Annotated in this window: 17 protein-coding genes and 1 other RNA gene; 2 read left to right on the plus strand and 16 right to left on the minus strand. The window is 31.5% G+C overall.

The annotated features are described in order from the left end of the window. Window positions 1-55: 55 nt before the first annotated feature. The 7 genes from N4A68_15700 to N4A68_15730 form a co-directional block, all read right to left on the minus strand. The gene (locus tag N4A68_15700) at window positions 56-619 is read right to left on the minus strand and encodes a GNAT family N-acetyltransferase (protein MCT4565741.1); all 564 of its coding nucleotides are present in this window, start codon (window positions 617-619) and stop codon (window positions 56-58) included. Between the two features lie 162 nt (window positions 620-781). Next, a complete protein-coding gene (locus N4A68_15705) occupies window positions 782-1,231 on the minus strand; it encodes a GNAT family N-acetyltransferase (GenBank protein ID MCT4565742.1) in 450 nt (149 codons plus the stop codon). Between the two features lie 170 nt (window positions 1,232-1,401). Further along, window positions 1,402-2,226 carry a GNAT family N-acetyltransferase gene (locus N4A68_15710; GenBank protein ID MCT4565743.1) on the minus strand — a complete coding sequence of 275 codons (825 nt, stop codon included), beginning with the start codon at window positions 2,224-2,226 and terminating at the stop codon, window positions 1,402-1,404. Window positions 2,227-2,383: 157 nt separating this feature from the next. Then, window positions 2,384-2,791, minus strand: a complete 408-nt coding sequence (locus N4A68_15715) for a GNAT family N-acetyltransferase (GenBank protein ID MCT4565744.1) — start codon at window positions 2,789-2,791, stop codon at window positions 2,384-2,386. 237 nt (window positions 2,792-3,028) lie between these two features. Next, on the minus strand, window positions 3,029-3,550 hold the full coding sequence (locus tag N4A68_15720) for a hypothetical protein (GenBank protein ID MCT4565745.1): 522 nt from the start codon (window positions 3,548-3,550) through the stop codon (window positions 3,029-3,031). 167 nt (window positions 3,551-3,717) lie between these two features. Continuing rightward, window positions 3,718-4,401: a class I SAM-dependent methyltransferase gene (locus N4A68_15725; GenBank protein MCT4565746.1), complete on the minus strand. Its 684-nt coding sequence runs from the start codon at window positions 4,399-4,401 to the stop codon at window positions 3,718-3,720. A gap of 196 nt (window positions 4,402-4,597) precedes the next feature. Beyond that, window positions 4,598-5,134 (minus strand): GNAT family N-acetyltransferase, encoded by a 537-nt coding sequence (locus N4A68_15730; protein MCT4565747.1) that lies wholly within the window; start codon window positions 5,132-5,134, stop codon window positions 4,598-4,600. Window positions 5,135-6,181: 1,047 nt separating this feature from the next. Here N4A68_15730 and N4A68_15735 point away from each other — a divergent pair. Continuing rightward, window positions 6,182-6,958, plus strand: a complete 777-nt coding sequence (locus N4A68_15735; protein ID MCT4565748.1) for a hypothetical protein — start codon at window positions 6,182-6,184, stop codon at window positions 6,956-6,958. A 209-nt stretch (window positions 6,959-7,167) separates the two neighbouring features. On the opposite strand, the gene rnpB is transcribed toward N4A68_15735, so the two are convergent. From rnpB to N4A68_15750, 3 genes are all read right to left on the minus strand, one after another. After that, an RNA gene (rnpB, locus tag N4A68_15740) (RNase P RNA component class A) lies at window positions 7,168-7,512 on the minus strand. Window positions 7,513-7,630: 118 nt separating this feature from the next. Beyond that, window positions 7,631-8,749, minus strand: coding sequence for a Nif3-like dinuclear metal center hexameric protein (locus tag N4A68_15745; protein ID MCT4565749.1), 1,119 nt, complete (start codon window positions 8,747-8,749; stop codon window positions 7,631-7,633). Further along, window positions 8,740-9,429: a class I SAM-dependent methyltransferase gene (locus N4A68_15750; GenBank protein ID MCT4565750.1), complete on the minus strand. Its 690-nt coding sequence runs from the start codon at window positions 9,427-9,429 to the stop codon at window positions 8,740-8,742. Before N4A68_15750 ends, N4A68_15745 begins: the two co-directional genes overlap by 10 nt. Window positions 9,430-9,572: 143 nt before the next feature. Here N4A68_15750 and N4A68_15755 point away from each other — a divergent pair, with 143 nt between their 5' ends. Continuing rightward, window positions 9,573-9,785 (plus strand): hypothetical protein, encoded by a 213-nt coding sequence (locus N4A68_15755; protein ID MCT4565751.1) that lies wholly within the window; start codon window positions 9,573-9,575, stop codon window positions 9,783-9,785. A 229-nt stretch (window positions 9,786-10,014) separates the two neighbouring features. Here N4A68_15755 and rpoD read toward each other — a convergent pair whose 3' ends face one another. The 6 genes from rpoD to N4A68_15785 all read right to left on the minus strand — a co-directional run bounded on the left by rpoD (window position 10,015) and on the right by N4A68_15785 (window position 18,693). Beyond that, complete coding sequence (gene rpoD, locus N4A68_15760) at window positions 10,015-11,118, minus strand: RNA polymerase sigma factor RpoD (GenBank protein MCT4565752.1); 1,104 nt, start codon at window positions 11,116-11,118, stop codon at window positions 10,015-10,017. A 16-nt stretch (window positions 11,119-11,134) separates the two neighbouring features. Then, on the minus strand, window positions 11,135-12,991 hold the full coding sequence (gene dnaG, locus N4A68_15765) for a DNA primase (GenBank protein ID MCT4565753.1): 1,857 nt from the start codon (window positions 12,989-12,991) through the stop codon (window positions 11,135-11,137). Between the two features lie 173 nt (window positions 12,992-13,164). Beyond that, window positions 13,165-14,175, minus strand: a complete 1,011-nt coding sequence (locus N4A68_15770; GenBank protein MCT4565754.1) for a deoxyguanosinetriphosphate triphosphohydrolase — start codon at window positions 14,173-14,175, stop codon at window positions 13,165-13,167. Between the two features lie 379 nt (window positions 14,176-14,554). Continuing rightward, window positions 14,555-17,176, minus strand: a complete 2,622-nt coding sequence (gene ppdK / locus N4A68_15775; protein MCT4565755.1) for a pyruvate, phosphate dikinase — start codon at window positions 17,174-17,176, stop codon at window positions 14,555-14,557. 27 nt (window positions 17,177-17,203) lie between these two features. Continuing rightward, on the minus strand, window positions 17,204-18,019 hold the full coding sequence (locus tag N4A68_15780) for a kinase/pyrophosphorylase (protein MCT4565756.1): 816 nt from the start codon (window positions 18,017-18,019) through the stop codon (window positions 17,204-17,206). Window positions 18,020-18,054: 35 nt separating this feature from the next. Beyond that, on the minus strand, window positions 18,055-18,693 hold the full coding sequence (locus N4A68_15785; protein ID MCT4565757.1) for a helix-turn-helix transcriptional regulator: 639 nt from the start codon (window positions 18,691-18,693) through the stop codon (window positions 18,055-18,057). Window positions 18,694-18,816: the final 123 nt, after the last annotated feature.

Below are 18,816 nucleotides of genomic sequence, written 5' to 3' on the forward strand. Positions count from 1 at the left end.
AATCTATTCATGAAAATAATGGATAAATTTGATTAGTTTAACTTCGGGTATACTTCTAAGTATTATATGATATTCCTAGTTCTTTCTGCTCTCTGTCTAATATGCTATATAAATATGAATCCCTCCACCTATCTGAAATCCAAATATGTTCTCTTAAATGACCTTCTCTCTTCATTCCTATCTTTTCTAATACTTTTGCTGAACCAATATTTTTTATATCACAGGTGGCATGTATTCTATGTAACTTTAGTTCTTTAAAACCAAAATGTAATAACCCTTCTGCTAGTTCAGTAGCATACCCCATTCTCCAATAATTTGGATTAAAGCAGTAGCCTATCAATCCATCCTTATTTTTTCGATTATATACATTAATGGTTCCACCGCCAATAAGTTTACCTGTTTCTTTCAAAATAACTGCTAAATCATAATTATCTCTGGGACTTTGCTTCTGAGAATATATGGCCATTGATATAAAGTTTTTAGTATCTTCCTCGGTATTTGGTCCCCATTCCATGAATTTAACAACATCCTTATTGGAAGCATAAATATGTATCGATTCCCAATCCTCTTTAATAAAATCTCTTAGCCTTAATCTCGATGTTTCTATTAAACTATTCATTAGTTGCACCTCTTCCCAAGCATTATAGATATTATAATTACTCAATACAGCTGAACTAATTTTTTATGAGAAAGACCCTAGTCAAAATTACCTACAAGAGATAGTTTTATTGCCCTTTTTTATCTTTCTTATTAAAATATATAGTTCCATTTCCTTTTATCACTACTCTTCAATATCCTTAATGAAACAAATAATACGTCCAGCTTCATTAAAACCTACTTTTTTATGAAAATCATAGCTTACAGTATTATCATATTCTATATCTGAACCCATCTGTTTACATCCCTTTTCTTTTGCCCATTTTTCTGCTGCTTTTATCAAGTGATTTGCAATACCTTTTTTCCTATAGTTTTCTTCAACATATATTCCTTCAATATAGCCAACAGGGGTAGAATTTGAGCCTTCAACATAGTCACTTCTTATTGATACATTTACGAAACCAATATATTTATTAACATTTTCACATATAAAAGTATTCTCTTTCTCAGATAATAGTATGTCTAAAAAGATTTGTCTCATCTCGTTTTCTGTCTCTTCAGTCCATAATTTCAAGCCAAGTTTTAACCATTCTTCTAAATCATTTTCCATTACTTGTCTAATTATATATTCCATTATTATAATCCTCCTTGTATAATATAGTATTTATATCAATATAGTACTTAAGAGAACACCCTTAACCAACGGAGAATCTTTTTTTATATTCAAAATAGTGCCAACCATATATAGTAATAATGAATACCCCAACTTCAGATATACAACTAATTATTAAGCGAAGTCCTGTCTTATCTTAGATTAAAATCGTACAAAAAATACTCGAATTCTTTATTATATCCACATTTATCTGCTAATGCTCTTGAACCAAAGTTTTCTTCCATGCAATCCCAATGAGGTACATATTGATTATCTTTACAATACTTTACAAATTCACCTACTGCCCTTGTGGCAAGACCTTTTTTTCTATACTTTTCTAAAGTTTTAATATGACATTCCATTGAGATATCTATCATGAAGCTTGTTATACATGAACATACCGCAGTATCCTTATGTAAAATACAGAATCCTATTCCGTATTTAATAAAATCCTCTATAGAATCCCACCATTCATAAATAGCAGATTTCACAAATTGTAAATTATACTGATTACTTTTCAATAAATCTTCATCCACTTGTTTCAAAACATACTCACCTTCTAATTTAAGGTTGTCAAAAGAAATGTTTTCAATGTTATTATGTTTATAAACAAACTGCTTAGAAATTCTTATATTCCGATTTCTAAATATTAATTTGAAGTTTTCATCCCATTCTTGACTAGTCCCGCTAAATTCAAAAGTTTCTAATCCAAGCTTTTGGGCTCGAGGTAATATTTCTTTATTAATATACATATTTATATTATTATTAAAATCTAAATTATTTGCTTCTCCAACAAAATAAAAACCTTTTATCCCCTTAGACCAAATCATTGCCGTTTTTGGGTTTTCAATATTGTCAACAAAAATCCAACCAGGATTGTATCCTTCCACAACTGCTTTGATTGCTAAATTTATCAATTCGCCGTTTAATAGATGAGATATATTAGGAAACTGTGCCCGATTTAGTTCATATATCATTTTACTTCTCCCCTCTAATTCTTCTACATATACTGCATTTTACCTAACTATATACAACTCTCACAATGATTTCATTTAATAATATAAAGATCCACTATGATTTATATCCTAGCTTTTATGTTAATTTAAGTAGCTATCATAATATTTCAAGCCTATTCTATAATTCCTTTGTAAAAATAATTTCTAATGCTTCATCTTCTAGCATTAAACTACCAGAATCCTTATAGTCTAATTTCCGATAAAAATGTTGAGCTAACTCATTGGATAATGACGAAGTCATAATAATCTTATATCCGTTAGCCTTCATTTCTTTTTGCCAAAATCCTACTAAATTTTTTCCAGCACCTTTTCCTCTATGCTGTTCATCTATCATTAACATATTCATAAATGGAATGCTATCCCAAAAATAACCATATCGTAACCAGCCAATTATTTTATCTTCTATCTTTACAATTATTACTTCATTACTTTTTATTTTTCTATATAGCATTTCCTCTGATATATGGTTATCATGTTTTTTAAGATATTCCAAACAATAACTATCTGCATATTCAACAACATACATTTAAAATCATCCTAACATAAAAACTAATTTTTCAACCCCTATCAAACAAAATCAAACATTACCAAACCTATTTGACCCTGATTAAGCATATTATCTGATGGTAAATACTGTGTCAAAGTCACATAGAACCATCCATCACTCGCCGTCTTATATATAGAAATATGTAAATTAAATGTCCCCAGCTTCAGATGCACAACTAATTGTTATACGATTAAATTAACAGAAACTAACCATACTTTAAGCTAAACCGTTCAATCTGATCATATCTAATTCTCTAGCGTCAAATACTTCTTCTTGAAATAGTTTTAGATACTCTCCAGAAACATGACTATCAAAAATTAGAACATCATCTGAATTTATAGTGACCTTAATACCATTATCAAACAGCCTTCTAATTGGATGATTCTTTATTGAATCTACCCTACCTAAATATATAAATCTATTATTTGACAAGGCTTCTAAACCTTTTACTATATATTTAAAGTTATTTTCCTTATATATAGTCATTGGTATTATAAGGTTTTTCCTATATTTTTCTTTTAATTCTCTTGCCACATTTATAACAATAATTTTCCATATTTCAATATCTTGAAAATCATCAGTATCTTCTTCTCCACACCTTATTCCTTCAGTAACTTTCCGTACCATAAACCCAACTTCCTCTGGATCAAAAACTATACTATTTTCTATTCTTTTCACTAATATATTCGCTGTTGTAGTTTTACCTGAGCCAAATGCACCATTTACTAAGATTATCATTGTAATTCCCCCCCTGATTTAACACAAAAGAAATCCTATGAAACGTGGCCTATTGTATTAATATAAAGTGTGTATTTATTTTATACAATATTTCCCATTTGCGACGTCTCTGAATCGAACGGGAATGTTTTGTTATCTAGAGTTATTTTTTATCTCCATATTATATATCAAAGAGGTTTTTTAGCTTCCCAAATATATCTCCATTCTTGTACGACGATTTCTCCTTTAAAAGTATACTGCTTAACCAACTCTTTTAATTCTTCTTTATTATCTAAATATGTATAATCCTTGTTTCCTGGAATTCTAGATAAATATTTTGCAAACTCATATTCATCATCAAAAATCTCTTCTGCTTCAAATTCTTCTATATTAATATCTATGAATCCATTATTATATAAAAGCTTTTTGACTCTATCAAGTTCAGCACTATGTATTCCCAGAATTTTTCCTCCCGATTTTAAACAACTATGATTATATATTATAGAAGTTGGACCTCTCCTATCATAAATGAAATCAAATTCATTTTCTTTTAACTTATTCTCCTGTTTAATATCACCATGATAAAACTTTACATTAGAAATATTATATTCTGATAAATACTTATTAGCGCACTTTATCATTTCTTCAGAGAAATCCATACCTATAATATTCCTTACATATGGTGCCATATTTATTGTGAATTCTCCGTGTCCGCAACCAATATCAAGTACATTTTCATATTTAGGTAGATACTCAATTAGTTTTCTTTCAAAAACTTCTTCACCAGATAAACCTCTTTTACTTGAATTCCAATTCTTCTTATACCCTCCTAATTTCTTTGCAATTTTATCATACCATTCTATTCCACCCATATATCCTCCTAAGACTTACCCATAAAATTTTGATAAGTAAAAAATAATTTAGATATCATCCCCACAGTTCCTGATGTAAACCTCCTCCGCTTCGACAGTTATTTTACATATTTCACCATACATTCGTAGCAAAATTGATTAAAAAAGTTTATATTTGAAACTGCTGTGTTATGTGCTGTGAATCCCTTTTTTGTAGTTAGTTCTCTATTTCGATTCTCTTTCCCATTAATACAGATGAATAGTAGACCCCATTCGTGAATTGCTTCATACTCTCTTCGCCTTCGATCTCAAATCCTAATCTTTTATATAGTTCAATCGCTCTATCATTATCTTCACGAACTGATAAATTAATCTTCTTTGTTATTCCGTTTTGAGCAGCCCATTTAAATAATTCCTCAAATAAATTTGTAGCAATGCTTTTTCCCCAATGTGTTTTTAATACCGATACACCCACCACACCAGTATGCTTATTTCTTTCACGACTTCCGCCGTCATATGTCAACATACCAACTAACTTACCATTTGCAGTTGAAGATAGCATCAGCCTATTTGGTGATTCTATGTACTTTTTTATCGCTTTTTTCTCTTGATCTTCTGTATATGAAAACTCTTCTGGATTCATTGATAAATAATCTGTTTCTTCAAGAATAGTTTTCATATATTTAATGACTTCTACTGCTTCAGTTTCTTTAGTTTCTGATATTATAAACCTTTCATTTGAAACATTATTCATAATTACACCCATCTTTCTATTAGCTTATTATTCGTCTAAAATACATAATTTGAGACATTCAATATTCATAGGGAATTATTTCAATGTCACCGTAGAGGCATCAGCTGCTCGATGTACAATATGAATAAATTAAAATGGATTCAAATTCAGATATACTGATAATTTTATGGGGCGTTTAGATAATCTGCTACAGATATGAACTTCTTTTCCTTACTTAGGAATTACCGACTATACCTATGTCTCTAATGTATGTTACCCGACTATTTATGTGGGTAATCCTCTCCTATATATGCATTATTCTTTACATATTATATCATATTTTGGTAGTATTTTACTCAATAATGTCATATATGTCCCACGGCATATAATAATGATAAAATAGCACAATTATAATATTAATTTTTTTAAATGTGCTAAAAACCATTAATTAGATATGTTACTGTCTCATAATCCTTTTTATTAGCAGAAATAACATATTGTTTTTCATAGCTTATATTCATCACATAAAAAGCCATTTATAATAAAGGAACTATGGTCTTCACTTTGTGGTGAAATTAATGAAAAATAATAAATGTAAAAATGTTCAAAATATATTATAATATTCTATATTAGGAGTTATTGGCCAAACCTTGTTGATTGTTTAGAATATCTAACTAAAGTTCATCCAGAACAATTACATCGTATCCCTGCCAACCTATTAGATAGTTTAGCTAATATGGATTATGTCTGGGAAGATAGTTTTTTAGGTTCTTCAGTTTCTGCGGATAAAACAATATCAACCACTCAACAAGTGTATAGACCATTTCTTGAAACTTACACAACTAAGGTAAGACATACATTTTCATATCCACCTGATGCAGAAATAATCGACAAGGTTCACCATAGAGATTCAAAAGCAACTTACAAACTAGAAAAATATTAAATTTATTGGTGATATTTAGTAGAGATAGCGTTAATTAATATCAAAATAATGAATTTAGAAAAAGACTATTTCTTTAAGATATAGTCTTTTTCTAGGACAACTTCAAGAAGTAAGGAGATATTCTTATGACTAAAAAAAGTTTTTCAATGTTGATGATAGCTTTAATGATAATTTTAATTGTAGGTTTACCAATTTTAAATAATGATAAATTGGATGAAAGCAAAGATTATTTAAAATATGAGTATGATGGTAATAACTTTTTAAATGATAATGATAGTATCGAGATAATAAGCGAAGTTCTTAGTGTAGAAAGATATCCTTTATATGTGCAAGTTGATTTTTTTCATAACTATAAAAATTTTCTAATATCTAGGCCTTTTTCCATTCCTATTATGAAAGATGAATTCGATTATGACCTATTTAGCTCTATTGTAAAAGGTAAATTGAAATCTGAAGATGATACGATGCAATATATTTTTACACTTCCAAAACACGAAGCAAATATAGATAATGAAATATTCCGATTTATCAAACAAGAAGTAGAAGAAGTAATAAATAAAGAAGATGAGGATGCAATAAAAGATACTGTTGTTGTCTTTCATATTGTAAAAACCTACGAACAGTTAGCAGATTTTCTAATAAATACTCCCGATATCAATATTCATAGAGATAGCTATCCTTCATATACTTACGGATTTAGTAATGAGCAGATGGAAAAATTCAATTCATTGAAAGGGTCTAATATATCATATTATGAGTTTTATGAAATTTTTAATCTTCTTGAATATGTAGAAAATGAGTTTAAGAAATTTCTAAAAGAAGCTCAATTCCCAAATGAAATAATAGATAACTTTTGGAATGATAGAATAAATAAATTGAAATCTACTCCGTTTGAATGGTGATTTCAAAACAATTTACTTAAATTAGTAATTTTTCACTTGACCCAGAAAAAAGGGGGGAGAAAAGTTATTATCTTCTAGATAACGTGGAGTGTCGCCGAAGGAAAAAAACCTTTAAGTCCCTACTTAGTACCATATGAAAATTGCTTATGACTAATTTAAGCACAAAAAATAAAAACACCCGCCTCAAAAGCAAGTGTTTATGTAAAAGTTATACGAGCAAATCTATAAGCCGAGTTCTGTATTTGATAGTCATCTATCTAGGCCTACTGTTGCCAGTAGGCTCATGCGACCTACCACCGGGACAGCAGCGGGCAGCCACCTTTTTTAGTCCCTACTTGGTCTTGCTCCAGATGGGGTTTACAGAGCAGACTAGTCGCCTAGCCTCTGGTGAGCTCTTACCTCACCTTTCCACCCTTACCAGCCTAAACTGGCGGTATATTTCTGTTGCACTTTCCTTGGAGTCACCTCCACTGGGTATTACCCAGCACCCTGCCCTATGGAGCTCGGACTTTCCTCATCGCTATTCCTAGCGACGCGACCATCTGACTTACTCGTAATATTCATTTTTAACGACAAGATATATATTAACACATATACGGCATTATGTCAAAGTGTAAATTTTACCATATAAAAATGTCTAGGCGTATCCCTGATAACATTCAACATATTTATCTAAATAATCTTAAAAGGATTTATATTAATTTTAGATGTAATGACTTCAACCTCATACTTATTTTTTTGAAACTCATTTAATAATCTTTCTTTTATAGGTGTGCAGATTATATTTTCCGTTTCGTAGTGACCAGCATCTATTATACTGAGGCCCAGTTCCTTTGCTAATTGGGCCTCATGATATTTTATGTCTCCAGTAATATAGCAGTCACATTTATTTTTATAAGCATCCTTAATAAATTCACTACCGCTACCGGTACAAATAGCAATTTTTTTTACATTATGGAATTCCTCACCAATCATTTTTACATTGTCAGCATTCAAGATATCTTTAAGCTTTAGTGCTAGTTCTTTTAATTCCATAGATTTATCTAGATAGCCGATTCTGCCAAGCCCAAGGGATTCTATGTTATTATCTAATGGTATTATATCATAGGCAACTTCTTCATATGGATGTGCCTTTAACATGGCATTAACGACATCATTCAATCTTTTCATAGGAACTATAGTTTCTAACCTATACTCAACTACCTTTTCTAGTTCTTCTATATTACCTATGTATGGATTAGCTCCCTTTAAAGGCATAAAGGTCCCAAGTCCCTTAGTTTGATGGGTACAATGACTATAATTACCTATATTCCCTGCGCCAACTTTACCAATGGCATCTCTTATGTCTTCTACATTGTTTTCAGGAGTAAAAATCACAAGTTTACAGTACTTTTCCACATGGGTTACACTAAGAGGACTCAAGTCCTTTAAATTTAGTAGCTGTGCTAAATAATCACTTGTTCCACCAATTGCAATATCCAAATTTGTATGGGCACAATATAAATTGATATCATTCCTTATTAATTTATTTATTATATCCACAATGGGGTCTGATGCAACTAACTTTTTAAGGGGCTTAAAAATCAGTGGATGGTGGGTAATTACCATATCTATATTTTCTTTTATACACTCATCTATGATGCCGCTATTTAGTTCGAGACATACCATTATCTTTCTTACTTCTTTATTTTTATCACCAACTTGAAGCCCTACATTATCCCATTCTTCTGCTAAATAAGGGGGCGCAATATTTTCCATAATACTTATAATATCCCTACATCCTATAGACATTTTTTCACCTCCTTAAGTTTTTTAATTTTCACTTCACATTCTAAGGATTTTTCCTTTGCCTTTAAGGTGTTTTGTCCTTTTACATTATCAAGTATCTCATTATATTTCTTTAGCTTCGCATCTATTAACTCTAAAACATAGGTATCTTTATTAGCTATAAGCTTAGGTCCAATTTCATAATATATGGTATCTTCAATATTCATTTCACCCTTACTTACAACTAGAATCTCGTATAATTTCTCCCCTTCCTTTGCCATCTTTTCATTATCGATTTTAAAGTTGTTTTTATGCAACCATTTTCTCACTTCATCCTGGGCGACCATAGGTTGAAGAATTAATGTATCTATTGTTGCCACAACGTCTTCACTTTGCTTCAAAATATCGATTATTAGTAATCCACCCATACCCGCTATAATTGCTGTATCTATCTCTTTGGGTTTTATGGGCTGTAGCCCGCTTCCAAGTCTAGTTTCAATATGACCTTGCAGTCCATGGTCTTGTATAGTTTTGTCAGCATTATTGAGGGGGCCTACATTAATATCAGCCGCTATCACTTTATTTGCAATACCATTTTTTATTAGATATGCCGGTAGATATGCGTGGTCTGTTCCTATATCAGCAACTATACTTCCCATCTCAACCAAATCTGCTATAGTTTTAAGTCTTGGTGTAAGCTTCATTATCATTCCTCATTTCTATATAAAACTATTGATTAGGATTTGTACAATAATATTTTATCCATACTTTCTAAAAATCTATAATAAAAATTATAATGTGAATAATATTAGGTTTATAAAACAAAATAACCCTATGAGGTGATTATATGAAAAAGAATAAAAAAGATATAGAAAAAAATAAAGTTCCAAGTTCCAAAATGGTTCACTTCAGTTGGGGTGGATATACTCAAGAATGGGAAGAAGAAGCTGACCAAATCATGAATTATCTGCAAGATAAGCTAGATAAAAAAGAATCAAAGGAAGAAAAAGAACGTAAAATTGAATACGGTAATCAGCAACAATATTGGCTAGATAGATAATATATTTTCTTACTCAAATTATAGTGGGTGCCTTAGAATGACGAATTTCTTTGTTCCTTGAGATTTCACTGACTTGGCACGTAAAAAGTACTAACCAACTCTATTGAATATCAAGCCTAGAACTTCATTCATTCTAAAACACCCTAAGCAAAGCTCAAGGGATGTCCTTTAAGACAACCCTATACTAAATAAATTGAACAAAATGAAAGGGCTTAATGCCCCGTATGATTTACTCTAAATAGTCCTTTAGTTTTTTACTTCTACTAGGATGCTTTAATTTTCTTAATGCCTTTGCTTCTATTTGCCTAATTCTTTCTCTTGTCACATCAAACTTTTTACCAACTTCTTCTAAGGTCCTAGCTCTTCCATCCTCTAAACCAAATCTTAATTTGAGAACTTTTTGTTCCCTAGGAGTCAATGTATCTAAAACCTCAATCAACTGCTCTTTTAACATTGAGAATGCAGCTGCTTCTGCCGGTGCTGGTGCATCATCATCAGGTATAAAATCACCTAAATGACTATCTTCTTCTTCTCCAATAGGAGTTTCAAGAGATACTGGCTCCTGGGCAATCTTTAAAATGTCCCTAACTTTTTCAACTGTCATATCCATTTCCTTAGCTATTTCCTCCGGAGATGGCTCCCTACCTAATTCCTGTAGCAACTGTCTAGACACCCTAATAAGCTTATTTATGGTTTCAACCATATGAACAGGTATCCTTATTGTTCTAGCTTGGTCAGCAATAGCCCTAGTTATGGCTTGCCTTATCCACCATGTAGCATAGGTACTAAACTTATAGCCCTTTCTCCAATCAAATTTTTCTACAGCTTTTATCAATCCTAAATTACCTTCTTGAATAAGATCGAGAAAAAGCATACCTCTGCCAACATATCTTTTAGCTATACTTACAACTAACCTTAGATTGGCTTCACATAATCTTCTTTTAGCTAACTCATCGCCATTTTCCATTCTCTTGGCTAACGAAATTTCTTCTTCTGCAGTAAGTAAGGGAACTTTACCAATCTCCTTTAAATACATTCTAACAGGGTCATCTATATTAATTCCCTTTGGTAAAGTTAAATCAAAGTTAGTCTCTTCTTTAATTTGGGTATCATCGTCGTTTTCATCTATATCTACAATTTCATCTTTTTGACTTATTACTTCGATTCCCATAGAAGTCAATGAGTCATATACCTCTTCGATTTGTTCCTTATCTAAATCAATATCTTCTAATGTATCCATTATTTCAGTATAAGTAAGGTTACCTTTCTTCTTACCCTTTTCAATCAGTTTAGTTACGGATTCAATCTTCTTATTTTTCTTTTTGTTACTCATATGACTTCCCTCCCTTCTAATCTATTTGACTTATTCTTAAGCTTGTTAATTTCTTTCCTAATAAATTTAATTGACCACATAATTCCTTTATTTTCTTTACATCCCTTCTGTCTTTATTTTTTGTTTTTTCCAATTCCCTTATTTCCTCTTTAATCAATTGTATTTGATTTTTTACTTTAAAATGCTTTAAAGTTATTATCAAATCATCTATAGTTTTATCAATATTTTCAGAAGGTATAAAGCGCTGCTCTATTTCCTTTAACAGCCTTGCTTCCTCAATATCTAATCTATCTACAAGGGAGATAAACTCTATACTTTCATTGCTTAAATACATTTCACTTATTGTATAATATAAATTTTTTGTATCTTCACTTAAAAAATCTTTAGCATCAATTTGAGCAGATATCTTTTCATAATTAGTTTTGCTAGATATACACAAAGATATAATATTTTTCTCAATTTCTATAGAACCATTTTTTTCAAGTTTTTTGACAGGCTGAAAATTCTTTTCATAGGGTTTAGATTTAAAGCCCGATTTTCTGTTGTTCCTATTATATTTGTATTGACTTTTTTTATCCCTATTATTACCATAAATATCAGACTTTATAACATCTACGGCTATTCCAGCCTCCTTAGAAAGCTTTTCTGCATATATGTCCTTTTCAATATCATTTTTCAAAGACTTTATTATTCTAATAGACTCGTTTAGAAAACCTATTCTTCCTTCATTTGTATTTAGATTACTAACTCCTTTTATTTGATCAATCTTGTAATCAATTAAAGGAAGGGCACTGCTTATTTTATTCTTAAAAGAATCGGTTCCAAACCTTCTGATATAATCATCTGGATCCATTTTATCCCCAAGCTTTACAACTCTAACCTTACATCCAACCTCATTTAAGATATCCATTCCTCTAATAGTTGCGGCTTCGCCTGCGGAATCAGAATCATATGCAATAATAACCTCTTCACAATATCTTTTGAACAACTCTGCATGATTCTTTGTTAATGATGTGCCTAATGTTGCCACTGCATTTTTTATACCATATTGGTATAGTGATATTACATCTGTATATCCTTCAACTACAATAAGCCTTCTTTCTTTACCTAGCTCACTTCTAGCTAAATTCAAGCTGTACAATATACTTCCTTTGTTAAATACAGCACTCTCAGGAGAGTTAAGATATTTGGGCATCGAGTCATCCAAAACGCGCCCACCGAAACCTATTATTTTCTTGGTGGTACTAATTATTGGAAACATAACTCTATTTCTAAACCTATCATAATATCCCTTACTCTCTTTTCGCTTAATAACTAAACCAGTCTCATAAATCAGCTCTTGATCATATCCTTTACTTAATAAGTATCTATTTAGTCTTTCCCAATCATTAATAGCATAACCGAGTCCAAATTTTTTAATAATGTCTATATTTAAACCTCTATTTAATAAATACTTCATACCTTCATTATTAGTCTTAGTTAGATTTCTATAAAAGTACAATGCAGCTTCTCGATTTATTTCGTATAGTTTATTTTTTTTATTGATTTTTTCACTATTATAATTATTATTTTTATACTGTGATAAATCCATATTACATTTGTCAGCCAATAGTTCTAAGGCATCAATAAAGTCAAGATTTTCAATTTTCATTATGAATTTTATTACATCCCCCGCTTCACCACATCCAAAGCAATGAAATAATTGCTTATCTTCAGAAACCATAAATGAGGGCGTTTTTTCATTATGAAAGGGACATAACCCTTTGAAATTCTTGCCTGTCTTTTTTAAATCAACATATTCAGATATTATTTCAATAATATCATTTCTTTGGACAACTTCTTCAATCAATTGTTCAGAATATCTCATTGACATTTGAATCACACCTAACAATAACACTATACATAATGTTTCTCTATTGCTTAATGATTTCCTTTTTTAATTTATGATTTTTTCTAATCCACTATATCAGTTTAATATTTTTTCCCTAATTCCATTATTCGACATTATTTTATAATATCCTTCTTATTTCTTAAATATTTTCAGCACTATACCCAAAATTTTGGAACATATATTTCTAAGTATTTATTTATGGCATAAGTATCTGACATTCCAGCTATATAATCCTTAACTTTTTCCTCGGTATTATTTGTGATTTTAATTTCATCATATATTTCCTCCGGTAGCTTGTGAGGCTTTCTACAGAAATATCTATACAATTCAACAATTACATTTTGGGCCTTTTCTTCTTCTTTTTTTGCTTCCTTATTTAGATACACCTTCTCAAACATAAAGTCCCTTAATTTATTTGTATAATAGTAAACTTCTTCACTCATAGATATGCCATCTTTTTCTATACTCTCTTTTATTACATCCCTTATCATTTTATTAATTCTTTCTCTATGTGAGACCCCTAGGGCTTTGGTACAATCTATAGGAAGTGAATCCCTTTTTAGTACCCTGGCTCTAATTGCATCATCTATATCATGGTTTATGTAAGCTATTCTGTCGCTTAATTTAACTATTTGCCCTTCTAAAGTCAAAGGTTTATTCTCTCCCGTATGATTTAATATTCCATCCTTCACTTCATAGGTGAGATTCAATCCTCCTTTTTTAACTCCTCTTTTTTCTAATTTTTCCACTACTCGAAGGCTCTGCTCATTATGTTTAAATCCACCACTATGGATTCTATTGAGTACACTTTCACCACAATGTCCAAATGGGGTATGTCCAAGATCATGTCCAAGGGCGATTGCTTCTGTTAAATCCTCGTTTAATCTTAAAGCTCTAGCAATTGTTCTTGAGATTTGAGCAACCTCCAGGGTATGAGTAAGTCTAGTCCTATAGTGATCCCCCTCCGGTGATAAAAACACCTGTGTTTTATGCTTTAATCTTCTGAAAGCCTTTGAATGTATTATCCTATCTCTATCTCTTTGAAACTCTGTTCTAATATCACATTTCTTTTCTGGAAATTTTCTACCATTAATATTATTTGACTTGCTTGCACGATTAGATAAAGTATTTTCTTCAATAGATTCAGTTATTTCTCTGATATTCATAAAATACCCCTCTTTTATATTTTCTAATATGCAAAATCAAACACCTTCTAAAATATATATGTATATATACAACAATATTGACGTAAAATCCTTCATAAATATTTCTTAAATTTTCACTTGAGAATACAACCATTGAATTCACTTGGGTTCAGCTATACATTTTTTTACAAAACATTTGATTTATTGACAACATAAAAGGACACAATAACCCTTTAGGTATATCGTGTCCTTCATCTTCTAAATTCTTAGAAAACCCATCATCATATATAGATTTACAAAAGTTAAACTTAATTCATACATCGAAAAATATCCTATGTTTCTAGGGATTTTTGATGTGTATAAATTAACTATTTAACTGGAATATCTATACATTTAGTTTCTATTTATTCCTTATAGCAGCTTGAGCAGCGGCTAATCTTGCTATTGGTACTCTAAATGGAGAACATGAAACGTATTCTAAACCTATTCTATGACAGAAATCTATGGATTCTGGATCTCCACCATGTTCTCCGCATATTCCCAGTTTTATATCTTTTCTAGTGTTCTTACCAAGCTTAACAGCTATTTCTATTAATTTACCTACACCAAATTGATCTAGTCTAGCAAATGGGTCCTTTTCAAATATCTCCTTATTTCTATACTCATTAATAAATTTCCCTGAATCATCCCTAGAAAATCCAAAGGTCATTTGCGTTAAATCGTTAGTACCAAAGGAGAAAAATTCAGCATGCTTAGCTATAGAGTCTGCCGTTAAAGCGGCCCTAGGTATTTCTATCATTGTTCCTACCTTGTAATCCAATTGTTTGTCATTTTCCTTTAATACTTCTTCAGCGGTTTGGTTAACTAGATTTTTAATTATTTCCAGTTCTTTTTCATGCCCAACAAGAGGTATCATTATTTCTGGCTTTAGATGTATTCCCTTTTCTTTATTTACAATTATTGCTGCGGAAATAATTGCCCTTACCTGCATTTCATAGATTTCGGGGTAAGTGATAGCAAGTCTACATCCCCTATGACCCAGCATTGGATTAAATTCCTTTAAATCTTCAATTGTTTCCTTAAGTATCACCAAATCCATATTTAACTCCTCAGCAAGAGCATTTATATCCTCATCCTTATGGGGTACAAACTCATGGAGTGGCGGATCAAGAAGTCTTATTGTAACTGGTCTAGAACCCATTGCCTCAAATATCCCAATGAAATCTTCTTTTTGGAATGGCAAAAGTTTATCAAGTGCTTTCCTTCTATCTTCCCTTGTCTTAGCGATTATCATTTCTCTTACAGCCAATATTCTATTGTCCTTAAAGAACATATGCTCCGTTCTACACAATCCAATGCCTTCAGCCCCAAATTTAACTGCTACTTCGGAATCGTGAGGTGTATCTGCATTAGTCCTTACTTTAAGTCTTCTCACTTCATCGGCCCAATCCATTATCTTAGCAAAGCTACCTATCAATTCCGTCTCTTGAGTTTCAATAATTCCTTCATAAACCATTCCAGTATTACCGTCTAAGGAAATATAGTCACCTTCCTTTATAACTATGTCTCCAATTTTAAAGAGTTTATTATGCTCATCTACTTTTATTTCTCCACAGCCAGCTACACAGCACTTACCCATACCCCTTGCAACAACTGCCGCATGGGAGGTCATTCCACCCCTAGACGTAACTATACCCTCAGCATTTACCATTCCTTCAATATCCTCCGGTGATGTTTCAACCCTTACAAGTATGGCCTTCTCACCCTTTTTAGTTATCTCCACTACTTTTTCTGAAGTAAAATACACCTTTCCAGTTGCAGCCCCAGGTGAAGCAGGTAGCCCTTTAGCTATTTTTTTAGCTTTTTCTAATCCCTCTACCTTAAATGTAGGATGTAATAATTGATCTATTTGTTCCGGGTTTACTCTCATAATGGCAGTTTCTTTATCTATAAAGCCTTCATTCATCATATCAACGGCAATAGTTACAGCCGCCTTTGCAGTTCTTTTTCCTGTCCTTGTTTGTAGCAAGTAAAGATTTCCATTCTCTATTGTGAACTCAATATCCTGCATATCCTTATAGTGACGCTCAAGAATCTTAGTTACTTCCATAAACTGATCATAAACCTCTGGCATAAAGTTTTTTAATTGGTCAATAGGTTTTGGCGTTCTAATACCTGCAACAACATCTTCACCCTGGGCATTTATTAAGAACTCTCCAAAAACCTTTTTCTCACCGGTTGATGGATTTCTAGTAAAGGCAACTCCAGTACCTGAAGTTTCTCCTAGATTCCCAAATACCATAGCTTGTATATTAACTGCAGTACCTAAATGATGGGGTATATCATTAATATTTCTATATACAATTGCTCTAGCATTATTCCATGATTCAAAAACAGCATTAATAGCCATCATTAGTTGTTGTTTCGGATCCTGGGGAAATTCTTTTTTAGCTTCCCTTTTCACAAGCTCTTTGTATTTCGTTACTATGTCTTTAAGATGTGTAACCTTAAGATCTGTATCATTTTGTATACCATTTTCTTCCTTTACAGAGTCCAATATATTATCAAATTTATATTTGCTTATGCCTAATACAACATCTCCAAACATTTGTATAAATCTACGGTAACTATCATAGGCAAATCTAGGATTTTGTGTTATTTCAGCTAATCCATCGGTAGTCTTGTCATTTAATCCTAAATTTAGTACTGTATCCATCATACCTGGCATAGAGATCACTGCCCCAGACCTAACAGATACCAACAAAGGATTTGTGTAGTCACCTAACTTCCTATTAGTGTTTTTCTCTAATTTATCAAGGTTATCAAAAATCATATTTTCAATATCTTTATCTATTCTTTTATCATTATCATAATATTTATTACATGCCTGGGTTGTAACCGTAAACCCCGGTGGAACTGGTAGTCCAATCTTACTCATCTCAGCTAAATTAGCTCCCTTTCCCCCAAGTGTTGATTTCATTTCTTTACTTCCTTGATCAAACGAATAAACATACTCCTTCATGTCAGTATACCTCCTTGCAAATATTTTTTATATCAGATCATTTTCTCTCATTATTTCCATAATAATACTTGCACTTTCTTCCACAGCCTTAGTTGAAACATCAATAACTGGACAGCTAAGTCTTTTCATAATCTTTTCAGAATAATCTAGTTCTTCAAGAATCCTATCTAGGTTAGCATAAGAAGCATTATTACTAAGCCCTAGTGCTTTTAGCCTCTCTTGCCTTATTTCATTTAGCTTTATTGGATTCGCAGTAAGTCCCATAATACGTTTAGGTGATATTTCAAAAAGTTCCTTTGGCAGTGGTGCTTCCGGTACCAAAGGTACATTTGCGACTTTTATATTTTTACCAGCTAAATACATGCTCAAAGGTGTTTTAGATGTCCTAGAAACCCCTATTAGTACTATATCAGCCTTCTTTATTCCCCTTGAATCCTTTCCATCATCATATTTAACGGCAAATTCAATAGCAGCGACTCTATTAAAATATCTCTCATCCAATCTTCTCATGGTCCCGGGAACATGAACGGGTTCATTTCCTAAGACATTATGAAAGGAACTAAGTAGTGGAGACATAATGTCTACATATTGTATATTTTTCTTTTCACATTCTATTATCAAAGTTTCTTTTAATTCTTTAATAACCGTTGTGAAAACTATGATTGAATTTACACTGGCAGCTTCTTGTATAATATTGATTATTTGTTCCTTCTCTGAAATATAGGGAAATCTTTTTAGTCTGTAATCTAGATCTTTAAATTGGGCTGCTGCGGCCTTGGCAACTTGTTCACCCGTTTCCCCTATTGAATCAGATAAGATATATATGTACAACTTTTCACTCATACCCTATATCCTCCCATTGATTGTTAGGTTATTTTCTATAAATTAGTAAGTTCAATAAATAATTTTGTAATGTTTGTCTTTGATATCCTACCAATAACCTTGTAGTTTTCTTTTTTGTTAATTATTTCCTTTTCAACTATTGGTAGACTATCTACCTCATGTTCAATGATTCTATTTGATGCCTCTAATACAGTGTCGTCTTCATAGGCTAAAACAATGTTAGGCATTCGCGACATAATAATACCAACGGGTACCTTATTTATATCTGTACCACCAATACATGTTTTAATAAAATCCTTCCTTGATACAACCCCTGTGAGATATCCATCGCTTATAACAAATATTGTACCTACATCATTTAAAAACATTGAAACTATAGCATCATAAACGGAAGTCTTTTCATCTACCACAACGGGCATGGATTTTATTTCTCCTACTTTGATTTCATTGACCCTGTTAAAAATCTCTTGATTTTCAGATTTTCCAGTATAAAAGTATCCTACCTTTGGTCTTGCTTCAAGAACTCCTGACATCGTTAAAATTGCAAGATCTGGTCTTAAAGTAGCCCTTGTCAGTTTTAGAAACTCTGCTATATTTTCGCTGGTGATAGGCTCATTATTTTTAACTATCTCAATTATTTTCTTTTGTCGGCTAGTAAATACTATACTAATCACCTCGTTTTCCGCATATACGTTATACTATTTCTTATTTATTATATACTATTTCTAAATATTTGTCTTTAATTTTATATAATTTTTATGCTTTTTTATTATTTGAGTAAATTAATTATATAATTC

This window comes from Maledivibacter sp. (assembly GCA_025210375.1).
Taxonomy (GTDB): Bacteria; Bacillota; Clostridia; order Peptostreptococcales; family Caminicellaceae; genus JAOASB01.

Excerpts from the sequence above, each read along its gene's own strand:
- N4A68_15700 (MCT4565741.1), bottom strand. The coding sequence starts at position 619 with ATGAATAGTTTAATAGAAACATCGAGATTAAGGCTAAGAGATTTTATT.
- N4A68_15705 (MCT4565742.1), bottom strand. The coding sequence starts at position 1,231 with ATGGAATATATAATTAGACAAGTAATGGAAAATGATTTAGAAGAATGG.
- N4A68_15710 (MCT4565743.1), bottom strand. The coding sequence starts at position 2,226 with ATGATATATGAACTAAATCGGGCACAGTTTCCTAATATATCTCATCTA.
- N4A68_15715 (MCT4565744.1), bottom strand. The coding sequence starts at position 2,791 with ATGTATGTTGTTGAATATGCAGATAGTTATTGTTTGGAATATCTTAAA.
- N4A68_15720 (MCT4565745.1), bottom strand. The coding sequence starts at position 3,550 with ATGATAATCTTAGTAAATGGTGCATTTGGCTCAGGTAAAACTACAACA.
- N4A68_15725 (MCT4565746.1), bottom strand. The coding sequence starts at position 4,401 with ATGGGTGGAATAGAATGGTATGATAAAATTGCAAAGAAATTAGGAGGG.
- N4A68_15730 (MCT4565747.1), bottom strand. The coding sequence starts at position 5,134 with ATGAATAATGTTTCAAATGAAAGGTTTATAATATCAGAAACTAAAGAA.
- N4A68_15735 (MCT4565748.1), top strand. The coding sequence starts at position 6,182 with ATGACTAAAAAAAGTTTTTCAATGTTGATGATAGCTTTAATGATAATT.
- N4A68_15745 (MCT4565749.1), bottom strand. The coding sequence starts at position 8,749 with ATGTCTATAGGATGTAGGGATATTATAAGTATTATGGAAAATATTGCG.
- N4A68_15750 (MCT4565750.1), bottom strand. The coding sequence starts at position 9,429 with ATGAAGCTTACACCAAGACTTAAAACTATAGCAGATTTGGTTGAGATG.
- N4A68_15755 (MCT4565751.1), top strand. The coding sequence starts at position 9,573 with ATGAAAAAGAATAAAAAAGATATAGAAAAAAATAAAGTTCCAAGTTCC.
- rpoD (MCT4565752.1), bottom strand. The coding sequence starts at position 11,118 with ATGAGTAACAAAAAGAAAAATAAGAAGATTGAATCCGTAACTAAACTG.
- dnaG (MCT4565753.1), bottom strand. The coding sequence starts at position 12,991 with ATGTCAATGAGATATTCTGAACAATTGATTGAAGAAGTTGTCCAAAGA.
- N4A68_15770 (MCT4565754.1), bottom strand. The coding sequence starts at position 14,175 with ATGAATATCAGAGAAATAACTGAATCTATTGAAGAAAATACTTTATCT.
- ppdK (MCT4565755.1), bottom strand. The coding sequence starts at position 17,176 with ATGAAGGAGTATGTTTATTCGTTTGATCAAGGAAGTAAAGAAATGAAA.
- N4A68_15780 (MCT4565756.1), bottom strand. The coding sequence starts at position 18,019 with ATGAGTGAAAAGTTGTACATATATATCTTATCTGATTCAATAGGGGAA.